Annotated in this window: 18 protein-coding genes and 1 pseudogene; 17 read left to right on the top strand and 2 right to left on the bottom strand. The window is 63.9% G+C overall.

The genetic code is table 11. From position 1 onward, the window contains the following. Positions 1–16 precede the first annotated feature (16 nt). Both BEN49_RS13310 and BEN49_RS13305 read left to right on the top strand, forming a co-directional pair. Complete coding sequence (locus BEN49_RS13310) at positions 17–679, top strand: DedA family protein (protein ID WP_070744166.1); 663 nt, start codon at positions 17–19, stop codon at positions 677–679. Positions 680–702: 23 nt separating this feature from the next. Next, positions 703–1449 (top strand): shikimate dehydrogenase family protein, encoded by a 747-nt coding sequence (locus BEN49_RS13305; RefSeq protein WP_070744164.1) that lies wholly within the window; start codon positions 703–705, stop codon positions 1447–1449. A 91-nt stretch (positions 1450–1540) separates the two neighbouring features. Here the strand turns inward: BEN49_RS13305 and wrbA are convergent, their stop codons facing one another. After that, positions 1541–2152: an NAD(P)H:quinone oxidoreductase gene (gene wrbA, locus BEN49_RS13300; RefSeq protein ID WP_070744162.1), complete on the bottom strand. Its 612-nt coding sequence runs from the start codon at positions 2150–2152 to the stop codon at positions 1541–1543. Positions 2153–2449: 297 nt separating this feature from the next. On the opposite strand from wrbA, the gene BEN49_RS13295 reads away from it, so the two are divergent. The 11 genes from BEN49_RS13295 (at position 2450) to BEN49_RS13245 (ending at position 19684) form a co-directional block, all read left to right on the top strand. Next, on the top strand, positions 2450–3079 hold the full coding sequence (locus tag BEN49_RS13295; protein WP_083326078.1) for an RNA polymerase sigma factor: 630 nt from the start codon (positions 2450–2452) through the stop codon (positions 3077–3079). Between the two features lie 23 nt (positions 3080–3102). Further along, positions 3103–4260: a hypothetical protein gene (locus BEN49_RS13290; RefSeq protein ID WP_070744161.1), complete on the top strand. Its 1158-nt coding sequence runs from the start codon at positions 3103–3105 to the stop codon at positions 4258–4260. 38 nt (positions 4261–4298) lie between these two features. Continuing rightward, complete coding sequence (locus BEN49_RS13285; RefSeq protein ID WP_070744159.1) at positions 4299–4781, top strand: hypothetical protein; 483 nt, start codon at positions 4299–4301, stop codon at positions 4779–4781. Between the two features lie 65 nt (positions 4782–4846). Next, positions 4847–5212, top strand: coding sequence for a DUF6970 domain-containing protein (locus BEN49_RS13280; protein WP_083326077.1), 366 nt, complete (start codon positions 4847–4849; stop codon positions 5210–5212). A 108-nt stretch (positions 5213–5320) separates the two neighbouring features. Continuing rightward, the gene (gene uvrB, locus BEN49_RS13275) at positions 5321–7363 is read left to right on the top strand and encodes an excinuclease ABC subunit UvrB (protein WP_070744271.1); all 2043 of its coding nucleotides are present in this window, start codon (positions 5321–5323) and stop codon (positions 7361–7363) included. Between the two features lie 376 nt (positions 7364–7739). Next, positions 7740–10961 (top strand): SusC/RagA family TonB-linked outer membrane protein, encoded by a 3222-nt coding sequence (locus BEN49_RS13270; protein ID WP_070744269.1) that lies wholly within the window; start codon positions 7740–7742, stop codon positions 10959–10961. Positions 10962–10984: 23 nt separating this feature from the next. Further along, complete coding sequence (locus BEN49_RS13265; protein ID WP_070744157.1) at positions 10985–12460, top strand: SusD/RagB family nutrient-binding outer membrane lipoprotein; 1476 nt, start codon at positions 10985–10987, stop codon at positions 12458–12460. 155 nt (positions 12461–12615) lie between these two features. After that, positions 12616–12816, top strand: a complete 201-nt coding sequence (locus BEN49_RS13260) for a hypothetical protein (RefSeq protein WP_070744155.1) — start codon at positions 12616–12618, stop codon at positions 12814–12816. Positions 12817–13330: 514 nt separating this feature from the next. Beyond that, positions 13331–16708 carry a SusC/RagA family TonB-linked outer membrane protein gene (locus BEN49_RS13255; protein ID WP_070744154.1) on the top strand — a complete coding sequence of 1126 codons (3378 nt, stop codon included), beginning with the start codon at positions 13331–13333 and terminating at the stop codon, positions 16706–16708. A 46-nt stretch (positions 16709–16754) separates the two neighbouring features. Further along, a complete protein-coding gene (locus BEN49_RS13250) occupies positions 16755–18206 on the top strand; it encodes a SusD/RagB family nutrient-binding outer membrane lipoprotein (protein ID WP_070744152.1) in 1452 nt (483 codons plus the stop codon). A gap of 110 nt (positions 18207–18316) precedes the next feature. Continuing rightward, on the top strand, positions 18317–19684 hold the full coding sequence (locus BEN49_RS13245) for a sigma-54-dependent transcriptional regulator (RefSeq protein WP_070744150.1): 1368 nt from the start codon (positions 18317–18319) through the stop codon (positions 19682–19684). Positions 19685–19831: 147 nt separating this feature from the next. Here BEN49_RS13245 and BEN49_RS13240 read toward each other — a convergent pair whose 3' ends face one another. Further along, complete coding sequence (locus BEN49_RS13240; protein WP_070744149.1) at positions 19832–20143, bottom strand: hypothetical protein; 312 nt, start codon at positions 20141–20143, stop codon at positions 19832–19834. A 411-nt stretch (positions 20144–20554) separates the two neighbouring features. On the opposite strand from BEN49_RS13240, the gene kdpF reads away from it, so the two are divergent. The 4 genes and pseudogenes from kdpF to BEN49_RS13220 form a co-directional block, all read left to right on the top strand. After that, positions 20555–20635: a K(+)-transporting ATPase subunit F gene (gene kdpF, locus BEN49_RS30945; protein WP_068238449.1), complete on the top strand. Its 81-nt coding sequence runs from the start codon at positions 20555–20557 to the stop codon at positions 20633–20635. A 42-nt stretch (positions 20636–20677) separates the two neighbouring features. Beyond that, entirely contained in the window at positions 20678–22384 is a 1707-nt protein-coding gene (kdpA, locus tag BEN49_RS13230; RefSeq protein ID WP_070744147.1) for a potassium-transporting ATPase subunit KdpA, read from the top strand. Between the two features lie 175 nt (positions 22385–22559). Further along, positions 22560–24604, top strand: a pseudogene (kdpB, locus tag BEN49_RS13225) (potassium-transporting ATPase subunit KdpB). Positions 24605–24755: 151 nt separating this feature from the next. Then, the coding region (locus tag BEN49_RS13220) for a potassium-transporting ATPase subunit C (RefSeq protein WP_125916851.1) at positions 24756–25022 on the top strand (267 nt) is incomplete at its 3' end.

Genomic DNA, 25022 nt, shown 5'->3' with positions numbered 1-25022 from the left:
ATTCTTTTCGCGCCTAATGGAAATCATTAAACACTTCTTCGACCTGCTGCTGCACCTCGACAAAACCCTCGTGAACGTGGTGCACGACTACGGCAGCCTCACCTACCTGATCCTGTTCCTCATCATCTTCACCGAAACGGGCATCATCATCTTCCCTTTTCTGCCCGGCGACTCGCTGCTGTTTGCCGCGGGGGCCCTGGCGGCCCGCCCCGAAACCGGCCTGAGCGTGTGGGTGATTATCCCGCTGCTGATTGCGGCGGCCTTCATCGGCGACAACGTGAACTACGCCGTGGGTGACTACCTAGGGCCCCGGGTGTTCCAGCAGGATTTTCGGTTTCTGAAGCGCAAGTACCTGGAGCAGACGCAGGCGTTCTACGCCAAGCACGGCGGCAAAACCATCATCATGGCGCGCTTCGTGCCCATTGTGCGCACGTTTGCGCCATTTGTGGCCGGCGTGGGCACCATGACGTACCGCCACTTCGCCTCGTACAGCATCGTGGGAGCTGTGCTGTGGGTGGTGGTGCTGACGCTGGCGGGCTACCTGTTCGGCAACATTGAGGCGGTGAAGAAAAACTTTGAGCTGGTCGTGCTGGGCATCATCGCCCTGTCGGTGCTGCCGCCGCTGTGGTCGTTCCTCAAAGGCAAGCTGGGGCCCCAGCCCGGGGCCCCGGCGAAGTAGCCGCCCGTTTTTATTCCTGCCCCATGCGTGAGTTTGGACTCATCGGCCGCTCGCTCGGCCACTCGTTTTCGCAAACCTATTTCACCCAGAAGTTCCTGGACCTAGGCCTGGCCGACTGCCGCTACGACCTGTTTGAGCTGCCCACCGCTGCCGAGCTGCCGGCGCTGCTGCGCGCCCATCAGGGCCTGCGGGGTCTGAACGTGACGGTGCCCTACAAGCAGGACGTGCTACCCCTGCTGGACGAAGTGGTGCCCGCCGCGGCCCGCATCGGCGCCGTGAACGTGATTGACGTGCGCCCCGACGGCCGCCTGGTGGGCCACAACACCGACTACATCGGCTTCCGCGAGTCGCTACGCCGGTTTTTTCCCGCTGGGGGCCCCAATACTCCCGCCCTAGTGCTGGGCATGGGCGGCGCCGCCAAAGCCGTGGAAGCCGCTTTGCACGACCTCGGCATTCCGTACCAGCGGGTGGGCCGCCGCCCGGGAGCCCCGGGCCTCACCTACGCCGACCTGACGCCGGCGGTATTGGCCGCGCACCCGCTCATCGTCAACACCACGCCGGTGGGCACCTTCCCGCACGTGGCGGAGGCCCCAGACCTGCCCTATGGGGCCTTAACGCCCGGCCACTTCCTCTACGACTTGGTGTACAACCCGCGCGAAACCGCCTTTATGGCCCGCGGCCTAGCCGCCGGGGCCCAGGTGAAGAACGGCTACGAGATGCTGTGCCTGCAAGCCGAAGCCGCCTGGGACATCTGGAACGGGGTCAGTTAACAGTTATCAGTTAACAATGAACAGCCGTTCTAGTGGCCAATTAGGCTACCGGAACGGCTGTTCATTGTTACTGATAACTGTTAACTGACAGCTATTTGGCCAGCTTGCTGGCAATTTCGGCCGTGTGGCGGCCTTGGAAGCGGGCACCTTCCAGCTCGTTCTCGCTGGGTTGGCGCTCGCCTTTGCCGCCGGCCACGGTGCTGGCGCCGTAGGGCGTGCCGCCGGTCACTTCCTCGTGGCCCATCTGGCCCTGCCAGGCGTAGGGAAGGCCCACGATGACGAAGCCGTGGTGCAGCAGCTCGGTATGGAAGTTGCGGATGGTTTCTTCCTGGCCGCCGTGCTGGGTGGCCGTGCTCACGAAGGCGCCGCCCACTTTGCCCACCAGGGCCCCCTTGGCCCACAGGCCGCCGGTGCTGTCCATGAACGCCTGCATCTGGCCGCAAAGGTTGCCATAGCGCGTGGGCGTGCCGAAGATAATGGCGTCGTACTCCGTCAGTTCGTCGGGCGTGGCCACGGGCACGTGGGCGAAGGCCTGCTGGGCCCCGGTGGCACCGGTCTTGTCGAGCACTTCCTTGGGCAGCGTTTCGGGCACTCGCTTCACGATTACTTCGTTGCCAGCCACTTGGCGGGCGCCTTCGGCAATGGCCTCGGCCAGCTTCCAGACGTGGCCGTAGGTGGAATAAAACACAATCAGCGTTTTCATGGGGGTGGGGGTTGGGTGGAAAAAAGAAATATTGGGGAGGCAAGCAACACCAATGTACATACATTAAATGCGTGTTCCTTGTTGCGAAGCCGTGTTATTTATTCCTGCTAATTAACTTATTTTAAGGGTGGCGAGCGGGCATGCAACCATTCGGGCGCGGCCAGCCTCCCGGGATTAGCCCACGGCTTTGCCAGTTCTACCCACCTCGCGCGCCCCTATGCCGGACTTTTCCTTTTTCGCTCACTTCACCGCTGGTCCTGCCGGGCACCGGGTCGGTTTTGGTTGCCGGCCCCGCGCATGAGCGCGGCCGCCTGGCCCACCCGCGGGGCCGACGAAGCCGCCTTGCCCCGCCTGGTCGTGAGCCGCACCGCCCCCGCCGTGCCCACCGAGGACGAGTTGATTGCCGGCTGCCTCGAAGGCCGCCAATTGGCCCAAAAGCAGCTCTACGACAAGTACGCGGCCCGCATGATGGCCGTGTGCCTGCGCTACGCCCAAACCACGTTTGAGGCCGAAGACGTGCTCCAGGAAGGCTTCCTGACCGTGTTTCGGACGCTGGGCAGCTTCCGGCGCGAGTGCCCGCTGGAGTTTTGGGTGCGGCGCGTGATGGTGAACGCCGCCCTGCGCCAGCACCGCCGCAACGCCCCGCTGGTGGCGGTGAGCGACGCCGAGTACCCGGCCGCCCTGGCCAGCCCCGAGTTCACGCTCAGCAACTACAGCTTCCAGGAGTTACTGGGGCTGGTGCAGGAGTTGGCCCCGCGCTACCGCATGGTGTTCAACCTCTACGCCATTGAGGGCTATAACCACCGCGAAATCGGCGAGCTGATGGGCATCAGCGAGGGCACCAGCAAGTCGCAGTATTCCCGGGCCCGCGCCATTCTGCAAGCCAAGGTGGAGCGGCTGGGCACCGCACCCCGCCACGATTCTTAACGATTATTTAACTACGCATCATTATGGCCTTTACCGATTCTACTAGCCCCGCCGACCACGACGCCGACCGGCCCCAGGGCAGCCTGGAAGACTTGTTCCGCCACCACCTGGCCCAGGCCGAGGCACCCCCGCGCCCGATGCTCTGGGAACAATTAGATACGGCGCTGCTCGTGCGCCAGAACGAAACGTACCGCCGCCGCCTTGCCGCCACCCGCTGGGTAGCGGCCGCCAGCCTGGCGCTGGCCACCCTGGCCGGCGGCGCCAGCTGGTGGACGCACCACGCCGCGCCGGGGCCCCAGGTGGCCGCCACCGCACCCGGCCCGCCCGCTGGCCGCAACACCGCCGAGCAGGCTACCGGCACCGCTGGGGCCCCAGGCGCAAGCCAGGCCGATGGCGCTGCCCTGGCCAGCACCCGCACGACTAACGCCAACACTACGGCAGGCCAGTTAGCGGCGGGCTCATCGGCGGGCACGGAGCAACTGGCTGCGGCCGGCCGCGGCGCTTACGCTGTTTATGATAATGCCTCCAACGGCCGCGGCGCTGGCTACTCCGCTTCCGGGGCCCCAGCAGGTGCCGGGCTACGCACCCCGCTGGCTGGCGCGCCAGCCGCGGGCCGCGCAAGCAGCAACAGGAACACGGATTTAGGGGCCCCAGCGGCGGGTGCGGCGACTTTTGCCAACGCTACCACCGGCCAGCACGGCAGCACCTACCGCACGGCCCTGAACAACTATGACGCGGCGGGCGCGGATATGAATACCCAGGGCCCCGGCTACGCGGCGGCAGGTGCCCCCGTGCAGTTTGCGGCGGAATTCGATGCCCTGGCCCAGCGGCAGGCAGCCCTGGCGAAGAACCCGGCCGCCGCGGCGCTGCCGGTGCGCCTGGCGGCGGTGGCCGTGACGCCCAACGTGGCCGCCGCGCCCCTCAAGCGCTGGCAGTTTGGGGTAAGCGTGGCCTCGGGCGTGTTCTCGCCCAACGCCGATTTCTCGCAGGAGGACGGCACGCCGGCCCTCACGGCCAGCATTCCCTACTCGGTGGCGGCCAGCACCAACGCGGTGGCGTTCAACAACCGCTCGGCGGCTGAGTACCGCGAGTACCTGCACGGCGGCCTCGACCAGCGCGTGGCCGTGCGCGCCACCCGCCTGCTGGGCGCCGCTGGGCCCTGCGCACCGGCGTCGAGCTAGGCCAGCACGAAGCCCAGTCGGCCACCAGCACCCGCTTCGTGGGCGAGCAGCTGCCCACTTACTACGCCTACAACACCGCCGCGGCCCTGGCCGTAATGGCCCCCGGCCCCACGCTGCGCACCACCTCGTTCCGCTACCGCACGGTGGGCGTGCCCGTGGCGGTGCACTACGCCAACCCCAGCAAGCACGGCTGGAGCGGCTACGGCCACCTCGGCGCCGTGGTGGGGGCCCTGCTGAGCGTGCGCTCGGAAGTGGCCGGCGAGCCCAGCGCCACCAAAGAATACCCGCTTGCCGCGCCCGGCTCGCCCTACCGGCGGCTGCTCACCACGCTGCGCGGCGGGGCCGGGGTGCAGTACCGCGCCGCCGCTGGCCGCTGGACGCTCTCGGCGGGCCCCACGGCCGAGATTGGCGTGCTCTCGCTGAATGCCCAGCCGGTGCAGGATTTTGCCCGCCAGCACCGCCCCTACAGCGTGGGCCTGGAGGCCGCCGTCGATTTTGGGGGCACCGTGAAAATGCCGTAGCCACCCGGGGCCCCGGGCCGGGCCAGACAAGCACTTTTTTTCATTAGCGCAGCGCAGGACGTTCTATGGCTCCACTTCGACTCTTTTGCCTGGCGGCCATCGGCAGCCTGCCCCTTTTATCCTCCCAGTGCAGCCACGCGGCCAGCGAGCCGGGGCCCCAATGCGCGGCCAGCATCCAAACCAAAATCGCTGAATTGCAGGCGCTGCCCAAGAGCAACCCGGCCTACGAGGTGTGGCAGTACACGTTCCGCGGCGAGCCGGTGTACCTGGTCACGGCCCCGTGCTGCGACCAATACGAAACCCTGTACGATGCCTGCCTGAACGTGCTGTGCGCCCCGAGCGGCGGCCTCTCGGGCCAGGGCGACGGCCGCTGCCCGGAGTTTCGCCAGCTCGCGGCCGACCGGCAGCTCGTGTGGCGCGACTCACGCTGAGCGGGGCCCCGGGCGGCGGCGCGGCCTATTTTTGTTGAAAGCGCAGAAACCCGGGGCCCTGGTTTGGGGTTGAGGAGGTTGGCTTTTTTCCGCCGCTTTCCCTTCCGCATGGATTACCAGCTAACCTCCGAATTTCAGCCCACCGGCGACCAACCCACCGCCATTGCCAAGCTGGTGGAAGGCGTGAACAACGGCGAACACGCCCAGGTGCTATTGGGGGCCACCGGCACCGGCAAAACCTTCACGATGGCCAACGTCATCGCCGAAACCGGCAAGCCGGCCCTCGTGCTGTGCCACAACAAAACGCTGGCCGCCCAGCTCTACGGCGAGTTCAAGGCGTTTTTCCCGCAGAATGCCGTCGAGTACTACATCAGCTACTACGACTACTACCAGCCCGAGGCTTACATCGCCAGTTCCGACGTGTTCATCGAGAAGGACCTGGCCATCAACGAGGAGATTGAGAAGCTGCGGCTGCACTGCACCTCCACGCTGCTGAGTGGCCGGCGCGACGTGATTGTGGTGGCCTCCGTGTCGTGCATCTACGGCATCGGCAACCCCGAGGAGTTCGCCAAAAACGTTATTTTCCTGGCCCCTGGGCAGCGCTACACGCGCAACAACCTGCTCTACCAGTTCGTCCAGATTTTGTACTCGCGCACCGAAGTGGAGTTCACCCGCGGCACGTTTCGGGTGAAGGGCGACACCGTGGACGTGTTTCCGGCCTACGCCGACTATGCCTACCGCATCTACTTCTACGGCGACGAAATTGAGTCGGTGCAGAAGATTGATCCGGTGAGCGGCAAGAAGCTGAGCGAGGAAAAATCGGCCACGCTCTACCCCGCCAACCTGTTCGTAACCGGCAAGGAGACGCTGCAAACCGCCATCCACCAAATTCAGGACGACATGGTGGCCCAGCACGCTTACTTCGAAAAAGAGGGCCGCGACGTGGAAGCCAAGCGCATTCAGGAGCGCACTGAGTTCGATTTGGAGATGATCCGGGAGCTGGGCTACTGCTCGGGCATCGAGAACTACTCGCGCTACTTCGACCAGCGCACGCCCGGCTCGCGTCCTTTCTGCCTCTTGGATTATTTCCCGAAAGACTACCTGCTGGTGGTGGACGAGAGCCACGCCACGATGCCGCAAATCCGGGCCATGTGGGGCGGTGACCGCAGCCGCAAAACCGCCCTCATCGAGTACGGCTTCCGCCTGCCCTCGGCCCTCGACAATAGGCCCCTGACGTTCAACGAGTTCGAGAGCATGTACCAGCAGGCCGTGTTCGTGAGCGCCACGCCGGCCGACTACGAGCTGGCCCAGGCCGATGGCGTGGTGGTGGAGCAAATTATCCGCCCCACGGGCCTGCTCGACCCCATCATCGACCTGCGCCCCAGCTCGAACCAGATCGACGACCTGCTCGACGAGGTGGACGAGCGCGTGAAAATGGGCGACCGGGTACTCGTGACGACCCTCACCAAGCGCATGGCTGAGGAGCTGAGCAAGTACATGCTGCGCCTGGGCATCAAGGTGGAATACGTGCACTCCGACGTGAAAACCCTAGACCGGGTGGAGATTTTGCGCAAGCTGCGGCTGGGCGAAATCGACGTGCTCATCGGCGTGAACCTGCTGCGCGAGGGTCTCGACTTGCCCGAAGTCAGCCTGGTGGCCATCCTCGACGCCGACAAGGAAGGCTTCCTGCGCGACCAGCGCAGCCTGATCCAAACCATGGGCCGCGCGGCGCGAAACGACCGCGGCAAGGTTATCCTCTACGCCGACCGCATGACCGGCTCGATGCAGCGCGCCATCGACGAAACCAACCGCCGCCGCGCCACCCAGGCCGCCTACAACGAGCTGCACGGCATTACGCCGCGCACCGTGCGCAAGAGCCACGCCCAGATCCTGGGCCAAACCGACCTGGCCGACTACCGCACCGTGGAGCCCCAGGCCCAGCCCGTGGGCTACGGCGACGGCGCCGCCGCCCTGGCCATGGCCGCCGAGCCGGTGGTGGCCATGATGAACCGCCCCGAGCTGGAAAAGCTCATCAAGCAGACCGAAAAGCAGATGGAAGCCGCCGCCAAGGAGCTCGACTTTCTGCAAGCCGCCAAGCTGCGCGACGAGCTTGCCGCCCTCAAGGGCGTGCTGAAGGGCAAGCGCGACTAAAAAGTTTTGCCAGAAAAACGAGGGCCCGGGGCCCCTGCTACGCGCAGGCCCCGGGCTTTTTATGCACTTAGCGGTGATGCGCTTGGTAATTTCGGGGCCCGAAGCAGCACAGCAAAGTATTATTCCTCTTGCTTATCACTGCGTTACAATATACTTAATCAAATGCTCACCATTAGTTAACACAAATTGCTGCTACGGAAAGAAGAGAATAGACTGGGCCCTGAGGATGGCCGGCAGCAATGCACTCCGCTACGCGACGGCAAAGGGGCCCTGGGGGCCCTAGCTTCCTTCAAAGGAGTCTCCGAGCAAAGTGCTAACTTTCACTTTCCCCTATTCAACCCACATTTCCACATTCTACCACCAAACCAACTCAAAAATGAAGCAAACTCTATTGCTATTCCTGCTACTATTCAGTGGCCTGTTGCAGCAGGCCCAGGCGCAGGACCGAACCATTTCGGGCAAGGTCGTTGACCAAGCCACGGGCCAAGGCCTGCCAGGGGTAACGGTTATCGTAAAAGACAAAGGGACGATTGGCACGTCGACCAATGCGGAAGGCGTGTACGCCCTTCCCGTGCCGGCCGGTACTACGACGCTCGTGTTCAGCTTTGTGGGCTATGCCACCCAGGAGGCGGCCGTGACGAGCGCCAACACCGTCAACATCAGCCTGGCCACCGATGCCAAGCAGCTCAACGAAGTGGTGGTGACGGCCCTCGGCGTGGAGCGGACCCGCAACTCGCTGGCGTACTCAGCCACCCAGGTAACCGGAACCGACATCACGGTGGCCCGCAATCCCAACGCCATCAACGGCTTATCGGGCAAAGTTGCCGGCCTTTCCATCCAGCAGAGCAATACGCTGGGGGGCTCGTCCAACGTGGTCATCCGGGGCACCAAATCAATTACGGGAAATAACCAAGCCCTTTTCGTGGTGGACGGGGTACCCATCAGCAACTTGAACACCAACAGCGCCGGCCAACAGTCCGGGCAGTCGGGCTACGACTACGGCAACGCGGCGGCCGACATTAACCCCGACGACATTGCTTCGACTACGGTGCTGAAAGGCGCGGCGGCCACGGCCCTGTACGGCTCGCGGGCGGCCAACGGCGTTATCCTCATCACCACCAAGAAGGGGCGTAAGAACGGCATGGGGGTCACCATCAATTCGGGCGTCACGCTGGGCCGCATCGACAAAAGCACGTTCATCAAGTACCAAAAGCAGTACGGCGGGGGCTATGGCCGCTACTACGGCCCCACCAATCCTTATTTCAACGACTCGCCGACCGGCGAATTGGTGGCTCCTACTTCGGAAGACGCCTCGTATGGCGCGCCTTTCGACCCCAACCTGCTCGTGCGCCAGTGGTATTCCTACACCCCGGGCGACCCCAATTTTGGCCAAGCTACGCCCTGGACGGCTGGGGCGAACGACCCGAGCACCTTTTTCCAAACGGCGGCCTCCACGCTGAACACCATCGTCGTGGACGGCGGCAGCGACAATGGCACGTTTAAGCTGGGCTACAACAACAACATCGACCGGGGGGTATTGCCCAACAGCAAAATCACCAAAAACACCCTCAACTTCGCTGGTTCGCTGAATTTGAACCCCAAGCTGACCCTCAGCACGAACATCAACTTTACGCGGGTGGACGGCTTGGGCCGCTACGGCACGGGCTACGGGTCGGAAAACATCATGACCAACTTCCGCCAGTGGTGGGAGACCAACCTGGACGTTTCGCAGCTGAAGGATGCGTATTTCCGCAACAACACCAACGCTACCTGGAACTTCGCCAGCCCCGAAAACGGCGACCTCTCGGCCATTTACTGGAACAACCCCTACTTCGTTCGCTACCAGAACTACGAGAACGACACCCGTTACCGCACGTTTGGCAACGTGATGGCGAACTACAAAGTGCTCAAAGGCCTGGAGATTGTGGGCCGCCTGACGGTGGATTCCTACGACGAGTTCCAGGAGGAGCGTTCGGCCGTGGGCAGCACCCAGGCGTCGTACGTGCCGTACTACTCGCGCTACAACCACACCTACCGGGAGTTCAACTACGACTTATTTGCCAACTTCAACAAAAGCCTGGGCACCAACTTTACGTTGCAAGGGGTGGTGGGCACCAACTTGCGCCGCCAATACGATAACTCGCTGTTCGCCACCACCAACGGCGGCCTGGTGGTGCCGGGCCTGTACTCCCTCGCCAACTCCGCCAATTCCATCAACGCGCCCAGCGAGGGCGTGACCCAGGTTGGCGTGGATGGTTTCTTTGCCAGCGCCACGCTCGGTTTCCGCGACCGAATTTTCCTGGACCTGACCTCGCGGGTTGACCGTTCCACGACGCTGCCCGTTAACAGCAACACGTATTACTACCCCTCGGCGGCCCTGGGCTACGTCTTCTCCGAAGACCTGCACGACGCCGCGCCGTGGTTGTCGTACGGCAAGGTGCGGGCCAACTACGCCGAGGTGGGCAACGACGCCCCGGCCCTGAGTGTTTTTGACACCTACCGCAAGCCCGCTGTGTTCGGCTCGACGCCCCTGTTTGCCCTGCCGACGACCAAGAACAACCCCGACCTGAAATCGGAGCGCACGCGCAGCTTCGAAGCCGGCGTGGAAACGGCCTACCTCGACAACCGCTTGGGCCTGGAAGCCACCATTTACCAGCAAAGCACCATCAACCAGATTCTGCCGGTCAGCGTATCCGCCGCCACGGGCTATATCTCCCGCTACGTGAACTCGGGCGAAGTGCGCAACCGCGGCCTCGAGCTGTCGGCTTTCGTTGTGCCGGTGAAAACCGGGGACGTTAACTGGCGCTTGTCGGCCAACTGGTCGCGCAACGAAAACACGGTCCGGTCGCTCTACCAGGGCGTGGACAACATCATCCTGGCCAGCTACCAGGGCGGCATCACGTCGAACGCCACGGTGAACGAGGCGTACGGCACCCTGCGCGGCACCAACTTCGTGTACCTCGACGGCCAGCGGGTGGTGGGCGCCAACGGGTACTACCAGATGACCGACGCCAACCAGGAAATTGGCAACCCCACGCCGCGCTGGCGCGGAGGCATCACCAACACCGTTTCCTACAAATCCATTTCGCTGAATTTTCTGGTTGACATCAAGTCGGGCGGCTCGGTCTTCTCGCTCGACCGCTACTACGGCTTGGCCACTGGCTTGCAGCCCGAAACGGCGGGCAGTAACGACCTGGGCAACCCTTCGCGCACCCCCGTTGCCGACGGGGGCGGGGTGATTCTGGCAGGGGTACAAGCCGACGGCTCGGCCAACACGGTCCGCGTCAGCAACTCCAACTACGGCCTCTACGGCTACCTCCGCAACCCGGCGGCAGCCTTCGTGTACGACGCGAGCTACGTGAAGCTGCGCGAAGTAGCCCTCACGATTGGCTTGCCTAAATCGCTGCTGGCCAAAACGCCGTTCCTGAAGGGCGCTGACTTTTCCATCATCGGCCGCAACCTGTGGATCATCCACAAGAACTTGCCCGATGCTGACCCGGAGGACGTTGCCAGCTCGGGAAATATCGGCCAGGGCTACCAGGGCGGAGCCTACCCAGCGGTTCGCACCGTCGGAGCCAACCTTCGTCTTCGTTTCTAAATCCGCGCAATAGTATCTAAATTATGAAAAAGTCACTTCTCATTTGCCTACCGGCGCTGTTAACGGCCACGGCGTGCGTGAACAGCCTGACGGATTACAACGTGAGCCCCAAGCAAGCCACGGTGGTGCCAGGCGTTACGCTGGTTTCGGCCGCGCAACTCGGGCTGGCCCGCGCCATGGTCAGCCCCAACGTCAACACCAACATCTTCGAGCTGATCGTTCAGTACTGGGCCGAAACCACCTACTTCGACGAATCGATTTACAACATCGACAGCCGCCCCATTCCGCGCAACTTCTGGCGTTTGCTCTTCCTGGGCAACGGCAGCTCCGACCCCACCGTTGCCCCGGGCGTTCTGCTCAACCTGACCCAAGCCAAAACGGTCATTACGGCCGACAACACGTTGGATGCCGCGGTGAAGGCCAACCAGTTGGCCTGCATTGAGGTGCTCTCGGTTTATGCCTGGACGGTGCTGGTGGACACCTACGGCAACGTGCCCTACACGGAAGCGCTGGACTTCAACAAGCCGCAGCCTAAGTACGACGACGCGGCCACGATTTACACGGATTTGTTTGCCCGGTTGAACGCGGCCATCACGTCGATGAAGTCCGGGTCGGCGGGCTTGGGCTCGGCCGATCTGGTGTACGGCGGGAATATGACCAGCTGGATAAAATTTGCTAACTCCTTGAAGCTGCGCATGGCCATCACGACGGCCGACGCCAATGCCGCGCAGGCCAAGACCCAGGCGGAACAAGCCGCGCCGAACGTGTTTGCGGCCAACGGGGACCAGGCAAACTTCGTTTTCCAGGCCGCTCCGCCGAACGCCAACCCCCTATGGGAAAACCTGGTGCAAAGTGGCCGGAAAGACTTCGTTGGCACCGATTTTTTCATCAACCAGCTTGAGACCCTGCAAGACCCCCGTTTGCCCAAATACTTCCAGGTAGCGGCCGCTGGCATGGCCCCGGGCACGTACATCGGCGGGGTGTACGGCACCAACAACAACGCTTCTTCGTTTTCGCAGCCCGGCGTCGCTTTGCAAGACCCCACGCTGCCAGCGGTTTTGGAATCCTATTCAGAAGTAGAATTCCTATTGGCCGAGGCGGCGGCCCGTGGCTTTAGCGTGGGCGGCACGGTGACCACGCACTACAACGCGGCCATCACGGCGTCTATCCAGCAATGGGGGGGCTCGGCCGCCGATGCGGCTACCTACTTGGCCCAGCCGGGCGTGGCCTACGCCACGGCCGCGGGCACCACGTACAAACAGAAAATCGGCGTGCAGAAATGGATTTCTGAATACATCCAGCCCGTGCAGGCCTGGACCGACTGGCGGCGGCTCGATTCCCCGACGCTTACGGCGCCGGCCGGGGCTTTGTCGGGCATTCCGGTGCGCCTGCGCTACCCCACCGAAGAGTCGAACCTGAACGGCACGAACTATGCCGCGGCCGCCACGGCCATCGGCGGCGATAAGGTGGAAACTAAGGTTTTCTGGGACAAATTTTAACGGCGAAACGCCGGGCTACGCAGTAGCCGACTACCATTCTGAAAGGGCTACCCGCATTGGGTAGCCCTTTCTGCTACCGCCCAGCGAGCCGAATGGCCATTCTTTGGAGCCCCACTTGCCCCGCCCGCCCATGCCTGCCCATACCCACCGGCACTATGCTGATTGACGGCGAAACCCCGCTGCGTACCATGGCGGGGCGGCTGGAGCTGGCAGGTTACACCGTGCGGCACGCCCCCGACGCCCGCCTCGGCCTGCAAACCCTGGTGCAGTACTTGAACGCTACCAACTACACGGCCGCCGCTACCGCCATTGGCGGCGACGCGGTGACCACGAAAATCTTCTGGGACAAGCTCTAGGCTTAGCGCCTGCATTGTCGCCTGCACTTTTGTGAAAGGGCTGCCCAGTGGGCAGCCCTTTTTGTTGCGGGGTGGGGCCCCAGCGCTGGGTAACCTACCTTACCTAGGAAACCTGCACCTGGCACAGGGCCCCCACTTACGCGAAAAGCCCGGGGCCCCTGCTGTGCAGCAGGCCCCGGGCTTTTGTACATCTAGCGAGGAAGTAATTGACCGTTTGGGGCTCTAAAACAGCACAGTAAAATATTATTTTCTTTTATTTCGGTAGGTTAGCTTATTCTTAATCAATTGCTCACTGTTAGTTAACACAAATTGCTGCTACGGAGAACAGAGAACAGAGAATAGGCCGGGCCCCGAGGATGGCTGGCAACAATTACGCTTCACTGAGCGACGGCTAGGGGTCCCAAAGCACCGATTACCTCCACAGACAATACATAAGCAAAGGTTCTATTTCTCATCTAACGGGCCTTTTCATTTTTTCAACCACCCAATTTCTACTCACCAAACCAACCAAAAAATGAAGCAAACGCTACTATTGTTTGTCCTGCTGCTTGGCGGCCTGTTGCAGCAGGCCCAAGCGCAGAACCGAACCGTTTCGGGGAAAATAACCGACCGGGCCACCAACCAAGGGCTGCCCGGGGTGACGGTGATTGTGAAGGGCCGGCCGACCGTTGGCACCACGAGTAACGCGGAGGGTTCTTTTGTGCTGAACGACGTGCCAGCTGAGGCTTCGACCTTGGTGTTCAGCTTTGTGGGCTACTCCACGCAGGAGCGACCCATTACCGGCGGCGCGCTGAACGTGGCGCTGGCCACCGACGCCAAGCAGCTGAGCGAAGTGGTGGTGACGGCCCTGGGCCTGCAGGCTAACCGCGACCAGCTGGGCACGGCCCAGGCCACGGTGCAGGGCACGGCCCTGGTGAGCTCGGGCGAAACCAGCGTCGTGACCGGCATTTCGGGCAAGACGCCGGGCGTGCTCATCACCCGCTCGTCGGGCGACCCGGGCGCCAGCGCCAACATTCAGATTCGGGGCGCGGCCACCATCACGGGCAACTTGCAGCCGCTGATTGTGGTGGACGGCATTCCGATTTCGAACTCCTCGATTGGCAACGACGGCATCCTGACCAGCAACGGCGGGGCCGGCTCGAACCAGGTAGACGGCGTGGTGCAGGCCTCGCGCCTCAACGACATCAACCCCGACGACATCGCCTCGATGGAAGTGCTGAAAGGCGCCGCCGCCGCCGCGCTGTGGGGCACCCGGGCCGCCAACGGCGTCATCGTCATCACCACCAAGAAGGGCAAGCTGGGCGACCGGATGCACATTGCCGTGCGCTCGGCCTTTAGCTTCGACCGCATCAACAAGACGCCGGCGTTGCAGCTCAACTACGGCCAGGGGGCCACCGGCCGCTACGCCTTCGGCAGCCGCACCAACTGGGGCGACGACATCAGCACCCGCACCGGCGGGGCCGACGCCCAGATTATTACTCCAGGGGCCCCCGGCTACCGCGGCTTCGTGACCTTTCCCGACGGCTCGACGCAGTACGGCGTTGCCAACGGCACGGCGGCCAACCCCCACGGCGGCAAAAACAGCCAGCAGACGTATGACCACGGCCGCGACATTTTTGGCACGGGCTACTACCGCGACAACTCCATTGAGTTCAGCGGCGGCGACGAAAAATCGACGTACTTCCTGAGCGGCAGCAATACCTACACCAAGGGCATTGTGTACAACAACAGCGACAACAACCGGACGACCATCCGCGCGAACGTGACCCGCAACTTGTCGGACAAGTTTAGCTCGGCCGTGAACATAACGTACGCCCGGACGCTCTCCAACCGCATCCAGCAGGGTTCCAACACCAGCGGCATTTTCCTGGGGGGCCTGCGCACCCCGGCCGACTACAACAACAGCGGGTACTACGGCGATTACACCAACGCCGCGGGGGCCGTTACCACCGGCCGCCAGGTGAGCTACCGCAACCCGCTGGGGGCCGCCAACCCCGGCTACGACAACCCGAACTGGACCATTAACCGCGTGACGAACACCTCGCTGGTGAACCGCCTGGTGGGCTCGGCCGAGCTGAACTACCACCCCACCGATTGGCTGAGCTTCCTGAACCGCACGGGCGTGGATACTTACAACGACCGCCGGGAGGCCTTCTTCCCCCGCCAGTCGGCGGCCCAGTTGACGGGCTCCGTGACGGAGGAAAACATCACCGAAACCCAGGTGAACAACGACTTCATTGTGCGGGCCAACCACAACTTCGGCGAGAACTTCTCGGTTTCGGCGATTGTGGGCAACAACCTGAACGAGCGGCGCGCCGACCAATTGGGCGCTTCGGCCACCAACATCGTGAACGTGTTGTCGCCGCCGCAGCTCAACAACTCGCCGGCCACCGCCCGCACGCCTTTCAACCTGAAAACGGTGCTGCGCACGGCGGCCGTGTACGGCGAAGTGGACGTGGCCTTGCTCAACCAGTTCTTCCTGACGGGCACGCTGCGCGGCGAAGCGGCTTCAACATTCGGCACCGCCACCAAAAACACGTTCTACTTCCCCTCGGGCACGTTTGCCTGGCAGTTCACCAAAGTGGGGGCCCTGGCCGACAAGCAAGGGTTGACCTTTGGCAAGCTGCGCGTGGCCTACGGCCAGGTGGGCGTGCAGCCCGGCCTGTACCAAACCCAGACGTACTACATCCCCGCCAGCGGCCAGCTCGTGGACGGCTACGGCCCCGCGCTGGACGTGGCAGCCTACGGCGGCGGCTACATCCGCAGCACGGCCCAGGGCAACAACACCCTGAAGCCCGAGCGCAAGCAGGAAGTGGAAACCGGCCTGGACCTGCGCTTCCTCAAAGACCGCATCAGCTTCAGCGCCACGTACTACAACAACAAGACGACCGACGCCATCCTGGCCATTTCGAAGCCCTACACCACGGGCTATTCGTCGCAGTTCCAGAACGCGGCCACCATCACCAACAAAGGCGTTGAGCTGCAACTGGACGGGGCCATCATCAAGACGCAGGATTTCGGCTTCAACCTGGCCGCCAACTTCTCGCAGAACCGAAACAACGTGGCCAACTTGGCCGGCGTCAGCTCGGTGTTCCTGAACGGCTTCGGCGGCAACTCCGTGAACTCGGTGGCCATCCAGGGCTACCAGCTGGGCACGCTGTACGGCTCGCGCTTCCAGCGCACCACCGACGGCACCAACGCCCTCGTACTCGACGCCCAGGGCTTTGCCCAGCTCGACCCCGCCAACGGCGTGGTGGGCGACCCCAACCCGCAATGGCGCGGGGGCCTTGGCGCCACCATCCGCTACAAGGGCCTGTCGGTCTACGCCTTGTTTGACCACGTGCACGCCTTTGACGTGTGGAACGGCACCCGCGGCATCCTGAACTACTTCGGCACCTCGGCCAGCAGCGGCACCAAGACCACGCTGAGCGCCGCCGACGCGGCCGCCACCAAAACCTTCGGCGGCGGCACTGTAGCTTCCAAAGTGGGCCAGAATTCTGCCTACGTGCTCAACAACGACGGCAGCGTGACCTTCCGTGGTTCGGTGGCCAACTACGGCGGGGGCCCCGTGGCCCTCGACGAGGACTGGTACAGCTCGGGGGCCGGCAGCGGCTTCACCGGCGCCGGCGAGCAATACGTGGAGCACGTGAACACAACGCGTCTGCGCGAAGTCACGCTCTCGTACTCGCTCAACAACCAGGGCTTCCGCGACGCTACCAAGTTGCAGTCCATCGACTTCAGCCTGACTGGCCGCAACCTGTACCTGTGGACGAACTACTCGGGCGTGGACCCGGAAACGAACCTGACGGGGGTATCCAACGGCCGCGGCCTGGACTACTTCAACAACCCGAGCACGCGCTCGGTCTTGTTCTCCGTCCGTCTCACTTATTAATTCCTCCCGTCTTCTTTATTCGCGGATGCTACGCGTCCCTGCTGATATGAAAAAACCATTAAGATTCCTCGTCCCTGGGCTCCTGGCCGCGACGGCACTGGCGGGTTGCGAAAAATTCACTTCCGGCTACGACATCAACCCCAACGTACCGCTGGGGGCCTCCACCTCTCTGTTGCTGACGTCGGTAGAAGTGGCCACGGGCTTGCAGGAAGAAGCCAACGCGGCCCGCTTGTCCAGCATCTGGACCCAGCAGTTCACGGGGGTGGCCCGCCAAGCCGCCGGCCTGGACGTATACCAAACCCTGGCGTCGGACTACGACAGCGACTGGGGCGACTTTTACCTGAACGTGAGCAACAACGCCCGCCTGGCCGAAGCCAGCGCCGACGTGGACAAGAACCCGCTCGTGAAGGGCATTGCCCAAACCCTGGAGGGCTTATCCATCGGCCAGGCCACGGCCCTGTGGGGCGATATTCCGTATTCGGAAGCCTTCAACGCGACCATCGCCCAGCCCAAGTTTGACGCCCAGAAGGACGTGTACGCCAGCGTGCAAACGCTGCTGACCGACGCCGCCGCCAACCTGGCCAAGCCCGGCGTCAGCCCGGCCGCGGCCGATATTTTCTTTGCCGGCAGCAGCCCGAAGTGGCTGGGCGTGGCCAACACGCTGCGCGCCCGCTACGCCCTGCACACGAAGGACTATACGAACGCCGCCAAGTACGCCGCGCTGGGGGTATCGGCCCCGGCTAATAACCTGACCATGCCCCACGCAGGCACGGCCTATCAGGTTGATCTTAACCTGATATATTCTTTTCTGGACCAGGACCGCGCCGGCGATATCACTGCCGACGGCGCCTTTGCCCCCAAGCTGCTGGCAGCCAGCCGCACCAATGCCAAAACCACGGAAACGGGCCGCCTGAACTACTTCTACACCAAAACCTTCAACAATGGCACGGGCACGGGCTATGCTAGCGTCGACTACGAGCCCAACATTTACAACGGCGCTTTCCAGCCGAACTCGCCCTACCCGATGGTGACCTATGCTGAAACGCAGCTCGTGCTGGCCGAGGCGCAAATTCGGCTGGGCAACTTCGCCCCAGCCCTGGCCGCGCTGAACGCCGTGCGTGCCTACCACGCCGGCAGCAGCAGCCCCTACGCCGCCAGCGGCGCGGTGAAGTACGACGCCTACACGGCCGCCGACTTCGCCGCGGGCGGCATCGCCGTGTACGGCGCAGCCAACGCCAACGAGGCCCTGCTGAAGGAGATTGTGACGGAAAAATACCTGAGTCTGATTGGCCAGATTGAGCCCTTCAACGACCAGCGCCGCGCCAAGCCATTGGCCGGCGGCAGCGTACTGGCCAAGAGCCTGGTTGGCGTGACACCCAAGAAGGGCGCTTCGCTGCCCCAGCGCTTCCTGTACCCGCAAATCGAGATAACGACCAACCCCAACACGCCTGCTCAAACGGTGACGGACCTGTTCACGCCCACCAGCGTGAACCAGTAACCGATGCATTGGCAGTTTTGAGGGCCCCGCACCGCTTGGTGCGGGGTCCTTTTTGCGTAGCGGGCGGGCCGAGTGGCCGTTCTTTGGGGCCCCACTTGCTCCGCCCGCCCATGCCTACCGGCACCATTTTGCTGATTGACGACGAAACCCAGCTGCGCACCGTGGTGGGGCGGCTGCTGGAGCTGGAAGGCTACACCGTGCTGCAGGCCCCCGACGCCCGCCGCGGACTGCAAACCCTGCACGACCACGCCGACGAGGTGCTGCTGGTGCTGAGCGACGTGAAGCTGCCCGACGGCCACGGCGTGGAGTTGCTGCCCCGCTTCAAGGCGCAGGCGCCCTTGGCCGAGGTGGTGCTGATGACCGCCTACGGCACCGTGGCCGACGGCGTGCGCGCCATGAAGGCGGGGGCCTTCGACTACCTCACCAAGGGCGACTCCGACGACCAGCTGCTGGTGGTGGCCGAGCGGGCCGTGGAAAAAGCCCGCCTTCAGCGCCGCGTGGCCGACCTGGAGCGCCAAGTGGCGGGGGCCCAGTCTACGTTCGACGCCATCATCGGGCACGCGCCGGCCCTGGAAGCGGCCAAGCACCTGGCCCGCCAGGTGGCGCCCACCGACGCCACCGTGCTGCTGGGGGGCCCCACGGGCGCCGGCAAGGAGCTGTTTGCCCAGGCCATCCACGGGGCCAGCGGGCGGCGCAGCAAGGCGTTCGTGGCCGTCAATTGCAGCGCCTTTTCGCGCGAATTGCTGGAGTCGGAGCTGTTTGGATACAAAAAAGGCGCCTTCACGGGGGCCCAGGCCGACAAGAAGGGGCTTATTGAGGAGGCCAACGGCGGCACGCTGTTCCTCGACGAGATTGGGGAGCTGGAGCTGGGCCTGCAAGCCAAGCTGCTGCGGGTGCTGGAGGGCCAGGAGTTCCTGAAAATCGGCGACACCAAGTCCACCCGCGTGAACGTGCGCCTGGTGGCCGCCACCAACCGCAACCTCAAGCAAGAAGCCGAGGCCGGGCGCTTCCGGCCCGATTTATATTACCGCCTTTCGGTGTTTGAGGTGCAGGTGCCGCCCCTCAGCGCCCGCCGCGCCGACGTGCCCGCGCTGGTGGCGTTCTACGCGCGGCAGCTGGCCGCCAAGCTCACCCGCCAGCCCTTGGCGCTCACCGATGAGGCCCTACGCGCCCTGCAAGCCTACGCCTGGCCCGGCAACGTGCGCGAGCTACGCAACGTGCTCGAGCGCGCCGCCATCCTCACGCCCGCCGGCCAGCTGCTCGACCTCGACGGCCTGCCGCTGGAAATCCAGCTCGCCGCCGCGGCCCCCGCGGGCCCCGCTGCGGCCGACGATGAGCGCAGCCTGCGCCACGTGGAGGAGCAGCACATCCGCCGCATTTTGCTCGAAGCCGGCGGCAACAAAACCGAAGCCGCCCGGGTGCTCGGCATTGGCCTCACCACGCTCTACCGCAAGGTGCAGGAGTACGGGCTGGGCTAGCGGGGGCCCGGTTCTAATACAGCCCTGGGTCCCACCGGGGCCCCATCCTTTGGCGCAGTGACCCGCTTGGGGGCCCACCCGAAGCAGCAAAGCACCCTACCAAAACGGTAAGCTCCCGGCGCAACCCGCGCTAGGGCCCCAACCAGCCTACCTGGCGATGCCGTGCGGCGGCAGGTCGCCGTCGAACTCGCCGTGGGCGGCCCACAGCCCGTAGGCGGGCACTGATAGGCGCGGGGCCATAAACGCGCGCATGGTGTAGCCCCGGCATTCGAGGCAGTAGCGCAGGAAGTGGGGCTCGGCCCGGCTGGCGATGAGGCCGCGCGCCAGCAGGCCGGCCCGCCGGGCGGCGGGCAGCTCGTCGAGCCAGGAGAGGAAATCGGTGGCGGTGAGGGGGAGGGCGTTGGCCTGGGCGTAGTAAGCGCGGGCGGCGGCGGTGATTTCAGCCAGTAAATCGGGCATGGGACGGGTTAAAGGGACGCCTCGGCCGAATATTAGCGCCGTGCCAAGGGCCCCAAAAACGCGCCCACACCGACCTGGGGCCCCCGGGCCACCCCATTGCCCGCCGCCACCCTACCGTTTTGGAAAGCACCCTACCAAAACGGTAGGGTGGGCGGGCCGCCGGGGCCCCGGCGCAGCGCCGAAATAAAATATTTATCACTGGTAATCTGATAGTTAGATAGGAATAATCCGCCGCATTGGGAATGGGTGCGCCGTTGGCTTACGGCCTACTCACCCATATATTCTTCACCAATTCTTTTGCCATGGCCCCCGCCCTCATGATTCCGGTCCTCTCTGCTGCCGGCATCGGCTTCTTCTGGCTCTTCTACAAATCGGTCGATTTTTTCGACCACATCTAACCCGCCCCGCGCCATGATGCTCGCCCTTTTGCTGCTGGCCCTTGCCACCTTCGGCTACCTCTGCTACGTGCTGCTGAAGCCGGAAAAATTCTAACCGGGGCCCCTCCCGCTTACACGGGGGCCCCACCCACTTCCCATGAACAAAGAACTCCTCGGCATCCTCGTCATTTTCGGCAGCACCGTGCTGCTGGCCGTGCCGCTGGGCCGCTACCTGGCCACCGTGTACCGGGGCGACAAAAGCTGGTCCGATTTTCTGGGGCCCCTAGAGCGCCTGCTGTACCGCCTGGGCGGCGTGCGGCCCGAGCGGGAAATGAGCTGGCAGCAGCACCTGGTGGCGCTGCTCACCATCAACCTGGTCTGGTTCGTCTGGGCCATGTTCGTGCTCTGCACCCAGGGCAGCCTGCCGCTCAACCCCGACCACAACCCCAGCATGACGCCCGACCAGGCGTTCAACACGGCCGTCTCGTTCCTGGTAAACTGCAACTTGCAGCACTACTCCGGCGAGTCGGGCGCCACCTACTTCTCACAGGTGTTTTGCCTGATGTTCTTGCAGTTCGTGACGGCTGCCACCGGCCTGGCCGCCTGCGTGGTGGTGTTCAACGCCCTGCGCGACCGCACCACCGAAAAGCTGGGCAACTTCTACGTCTACTTCACCCGCAGCATTACGCGGGTGCTGCTGCCGCTCTCGCTGGTGGTGGCCCTGGTAGTGGCCTTCCAGGGCACGCCGATGACGTGGCTGGGCAAGGCCCCGCTCGTGACGATGCAGGGCGACAGCACGTTCGTGAGCCGGGGCCCCGCCGCGGCCATGATCGGCATCAAGCAAATTGGCACCAACGGTGGCGGCTTCTTCGGCGTCAACTCGGCCCACCCGCTCGAAAACCCAACCTACCTCACCAACGCCGTCGAGAACGGCGCCATCGTCCTCGTTCCCATTGCCATGGCCCTGGCCTTCGGCTACTACTTGGGCCGGCCCCGGCTGGGCTGGATGGTGTTTGGGGTGATGACGGCCGGCTACCTGCTGCTGCAAGTGCCCACCGTGTACCTCGAAATGCACGGCAACCCGGCCATCACCCACCTGGGCGTTGACCAACGCCTGGGCTCGCTCGAAGGCAAGGAAATGCGCCTGGGGGCCCCCGCCTCGGCGCTGTGGGCCATCACCACTACTGTTACCAGCAACGGCTCCGTCAACGCCATGCACGACTCGCTCACGCCCCTCTCGGGCATGGACGCGCTGCTAGGCATGATGACCAACGCCTTCTACGGCGGGGTGGGCGTGGGCTTCCTCAACTTCTTCGTGTTCATCATCGTGTCCGTGTTCATCTCGGGGCTGATGGTGGGGCGCACCCCCGAGTTCCTGGGCAAGAAGATTGAGGCCCGCGAGATGAAAATCGCCATCGTCATCGCCCTGCTGCACCCGCTGCTCATCCTGGCCGGCACCGCCCTGGCCGCCCACCTCTACGTGGGCAACCCCACCGCCTACGCCGGCTGGCTGGCCAACCCCGGCTACCACGGCTTCTCGGAAATGCTCTACGAGTTCACGTCCTCGGCCGCCAACAACGGCTCGGGCTTCGAGGGCCTCGGCGACAACACGCCCTGGTGGAACATCAGCACCGGCGTGGTGATGATTCTGTCGCGCTACCTGCCCATCATCGGGCCGGTGGCCATCGCCGGCCTGCTGGCCCGCAAAAAGTACATCCCCGAAAGCGCCGGCACACTGCGCACCGACACGGGCACTTTCGGCATCATGGTCTTCTTCGTGATTTGGATCATCGCCGCCCTGGCCTTCTTCCCTGCCCTGGCCCTGGGGCCCCTGGCCGAGCACTTCACGCTGTACGCAAAGTAGTCGTGGGGCCCAAAAAGGCCGTCATGCTGAGCTTGTCGAAGCATGTCTGCTGCTCAACTAATCACGGTTTACTGCTGCGGGAGAGATGCTTCGACAAGCTCAGCATGACGGCCTAATCGATTCCCTTCTTATCAAAAACTAACAGCTAATAGCCATCAGCTAACAGCTCCAGACAATGGCAACCCAGTCCCAATCCCTTTTCCAACCCGCCCTCGTCCGCGAAGCCATTGGCCAGGCGTTCGTGAAGCTCGACCCGCGCATCATGTTCCGCAACCCGGTCATGTTCACCGTGGAGTTGGGCACAGTGGTCATGTTCTTCGTCACCCTGGGCCTGCTCGTGCGGCCCGACGCGGCGCAGGGCAGCTTCGGCTACAACGCCACGGTGTTCGTGGTGCTGTTCCTCACCCTCCTGTTCGCTAATTTCGCCGAGGCCATTGCCGAGCCCGCGGCAAGGCCCAGGCCGATTCGCTCCGCAAAACCCGCCAGGACACGCCCGCCAACGTGCGCCAGCCCGACGGCACCATGGTCGCCATGAGCTCGGCCCAGCTCCAGAAAGGGCAGGTGTTCGTGGTTGAGGCTGGGGAATTGATTCCCACCGACGGCGAGATCATCGAGGGCTTGGCCACGATTGACGAGTCGGCCATCACCGGCGAGTCGGCCCCGGTTATCCGCGAGGCGGGCGGCGACAAGTCGTCGGTCACGGGCGGCACCCAGGTGCTGAGCGACCGCATCGTGGTGCAGGTGACGACGGCCCCCGGCGAGTCGTTCCTCGACAAGATGATTGCCCTGGTGGAAGGCGCCTCGCGCCAGAAAACGCCCAACGAAATTGCTCTCACCATCCTGCTCGCGGGTTTCACGCTGGTATTCGTCATCGTGTGCGTCACGCTCCAGCCGTTTGCCGAATACGCCCACACGCCGATTGCCATTTCGGCCTTCATCGCCCTGTTCGTGTGCCTGATTCCAACCACCATTGGGGGCCTGCTCTCGGCCATCGGCATTGCCGGCATGGATCGGGCCCTGCGCGCCAACGTCATCACCAAGAGCGGCAAAGCCGTGGAAACGGCCGGCGACATCGACGTGCTGCTGCTCGACAAAACCGGTACCATCACCATCGGCAACCGCAAAGCCACCCACTTCTGGCCCGCCCCCGGCGTACCCCTGCTGGAGTTTGTGGAGAAGGCCACCATCAGCTCGCTCACCGACGAAACCCCCGAGGGCAAGAGCATTGTGGAGCTGGCCCGCGACAACCAAGTGAGCCCCCAGGCCCTGCAAAGCCGCCTCGACGGGGCCGAGCTGATCAAGTTCACGGCCGAAACCCGCAGCAGCGGCGTGACGCTGGCCAGCGGCACCCGCATCCGCAAGGGCGCCGCCGACGCCATTCGCCGCCTGGCCGAAGCCGCCGGCCAGCCCTACCACGCCGACGTGGCCGACCGCGTGAAAGCGGTGGCTAGCAACGGCGGCACCCCGCTGGTGGTGAGCGAAAACGACCGCGTGCTGGGCGTGGTAGAGTTGCAGGACATCATCAAGCCCGGCATCCAGGAGCGGTTTGAGCGCCTGCGCAAAATGGGCATCAAAACCGTGATGGTGACCGGCGACAACCCCCTCACCGCCAAGTTCATCGCCGAGAAAGCCGGCGTGGACGACTTCATCGCCGAGGCCAAGCCCGAGGATAAGATGCAGTACATCCGGGCCGAGCAGCAGGCCGGCAAGCTGGTGGCCATGATGGGCGACGGCACCAACGACGCCCCCGCCCTGGCCCAGGCCGACGTGGGGGTAGCCATGAACAGCGGCACCCAGGCCGCCAAGGAAGCCGGCAACATGGTGGACCTCGACAACGACCCCACTAAACTCATTGAAGTAGTGGAGATTGGCAAGCAGTTGCTGATGACCCGCGGCACGCTCACCACGTTCAGCATCGCCAACGACGTGGCCAAGTACTTCGCCATCGTGCCGGCCCTATTCATGGTGGCCATCCCCGCGCTGGGGGCCCTGAACGTGATGGGGCTGAAGTCGCCGCAGTCGGCCATTCTGAGCGCCGTCATTTTCAACGCCCTCATCATTCCGGCGCTGGTGCCGCTGGCGCTCAAGGGCGTGGCCTACCAGGCCGTGGGGGCCTCGGCCCTGCTGCGCCGCAACCTGCTCATCTACGGCCTCGGCGGCGTCATCGTGCCCTTCATCGGCATCAAAGTCATCGACCTGATTGTAGGCGTGTTTTTGTAAAACGGAGTGGCACTCCGTTGCTCCCCGCGCCAGTAGCGCCCTTTTTCCAAGCAACGATTAACGGAGTACCACTCCGTTTTACACCGCGCCGGCAAGCCCTTTTTCCAAGTAATGATTAACGGAGTACCACTCCGTTTTACGCACTAAAACCATGAAAACCCAACTCTCAACCGCTTTCCGCCTGACCCTTGTGATGCTGGTGCTGTGCTGCGGGGCCTACCCGGCCCTTGTGTGGGCCGCCGCCCAGCTCGCGCCCGGCCAGGGCCAGGGCGTGCAAGTCCGGCAGCACGGCCGCCTCGTGGGCTTCGCCAACGTGGGCCAGCGCTTCGACCGGCCCGAATACTTCAACTCGCGCCCCTCGGCCGCCGGCTACCGCGCCGACGCCTCGGCCGGCTCGAACAGGGCCCCAGCAACCCCG

This window comes from Hymenobacter coccineus (assembly GCF_001816125.1).
Classification (GTDB): domain Bacteria; phylum Bacteroidota; class Bacteroidia; order Cytophagales; family Hymenobacteraceae; genus Hymenobacter; species Hymenobacter coccineus.
This window is presented reverse-complemented; position numbering and strand designations above follow the sequence as displayed.

What these genes read in the sequence shown, in the direction of transcription:
- BEN49_RS13310 (WP_070744166.1), top strand. Translation starts at nt 17, where the DNA reads ATGGAAATCATTAAACACTTCTTCGACCTGCTGCTGCACCTCGACAAA.
- BEN49_RS13305 (WP_070744164.1), top strand. Translation starts at nt 703, where the DNA reads ATGCGTGAGTTTGGACTCATCGGCCGCTCGCTCGGCCACTCGTTTTCG.
- wrbA (WP_070744162.1), bottom strand. Translation starts at nt 2,152, where the DNA reads ATGAAAACGCTGATTGTGTTTTATTCCACCTACGGCCACGTCTGGAAG.
- BEN49_RS13295 (WP_083326078.1), top strand. Translation starts at nt 2,450, where the DNA reads ATGAGCGCGGCCGCCTGGCCCACCCGCGGGGCCGACGAAGCCGCCTTG.
- BEN49_RS13290 (WP_070744161.1), top strand. Translation starts at nt 3,103, where the DNA reads ATGGCCTTTACCGATTCTACTAGCCCCGCCGACCACGACGCCGACCGG.
- BEN49_RS13280 (WP_083326077.1), top strand. Translation starts at nt 4,847, where the DNA reads ATGGCTCCACTTCGACTCTTTTGCCTGGCGGCCATCGGCAGCCTGCCC.
- uvrB (WP_070744271.1), top strand. Translation starts at nt 5,321, where the DNA reads ATGGATTACCAGCTAACCTCCGAATTTCAGCCCACCGGCGACCAACCC.
- BEN49_RS13270 (WP_070744269.1), top strand. Translation starts at nt 7,740, where the DNA reads ATGAAGCAAACTCTATTGCTATTCCTGCTACTATTCAGTGGCCTGTTG.
- BEN49_RS13265 (WP_070744157.1), top strand. Translation starts at nt 10,985, where the DNA reads ATGAAAAAGTCACTTCTCATTTGCCTACCGGCGCTGTTAACGGCCACG.
- BEN49_RS13260 (WP_070744155.1), top strand. Translation starts at nt 12,616, where the DNA reads ATGCTGATTGACGGCGAAACCCCGCTGCGTACCATGGCGGGGCGGCTG.
- BEN49_RS13255 (WP_070744154.1), top strand. Translation starts at nt 13,331, where the DNA reads ATGAAGCAAACGCTACTATTGTTTGTCCTGCTGCTTGGCGGCCTGTTG.
- BEN49_RS13250 (WP_070744152.1), top strand. Translation starts at nt 16,755, where the DNA reads ATGAAAAAACCATTAAGATTCCTCGTCCCTGGGCTCCTGGCCGCGACG.
- BEN49_RS13245 (WP_070744150.1), top strand. Translation starts at nt 18,317, where the DNA reads ATGCCTACCGGCACCATTTTGCTGATTGACGACGAAACCCAGCTGCGC.
- BEN49_RS13240 (WP_070744149.1), bottom strand. Translation starts at nt 20,143, where the DNA reads ATGCCCGATTTACTGGCTGAAATCACCGCCGCCGCCCGCGCTTACTAC.
- kdpF (WP_068238449.1), top strand. Translation starts at nt 20,555, where the DNA reads ATGATGCTCGCCCTTTTGCTGCTGGCCCTTGCCACCTTCGGCTACCTC.
- kdpA (WP_070744147.1), top strand. Translation starts at nt 20,678, where the DNA reads ATGAACAAAGAACTCCTCGGCATCCTCGTCATTTTCGGCAGCACCGTG.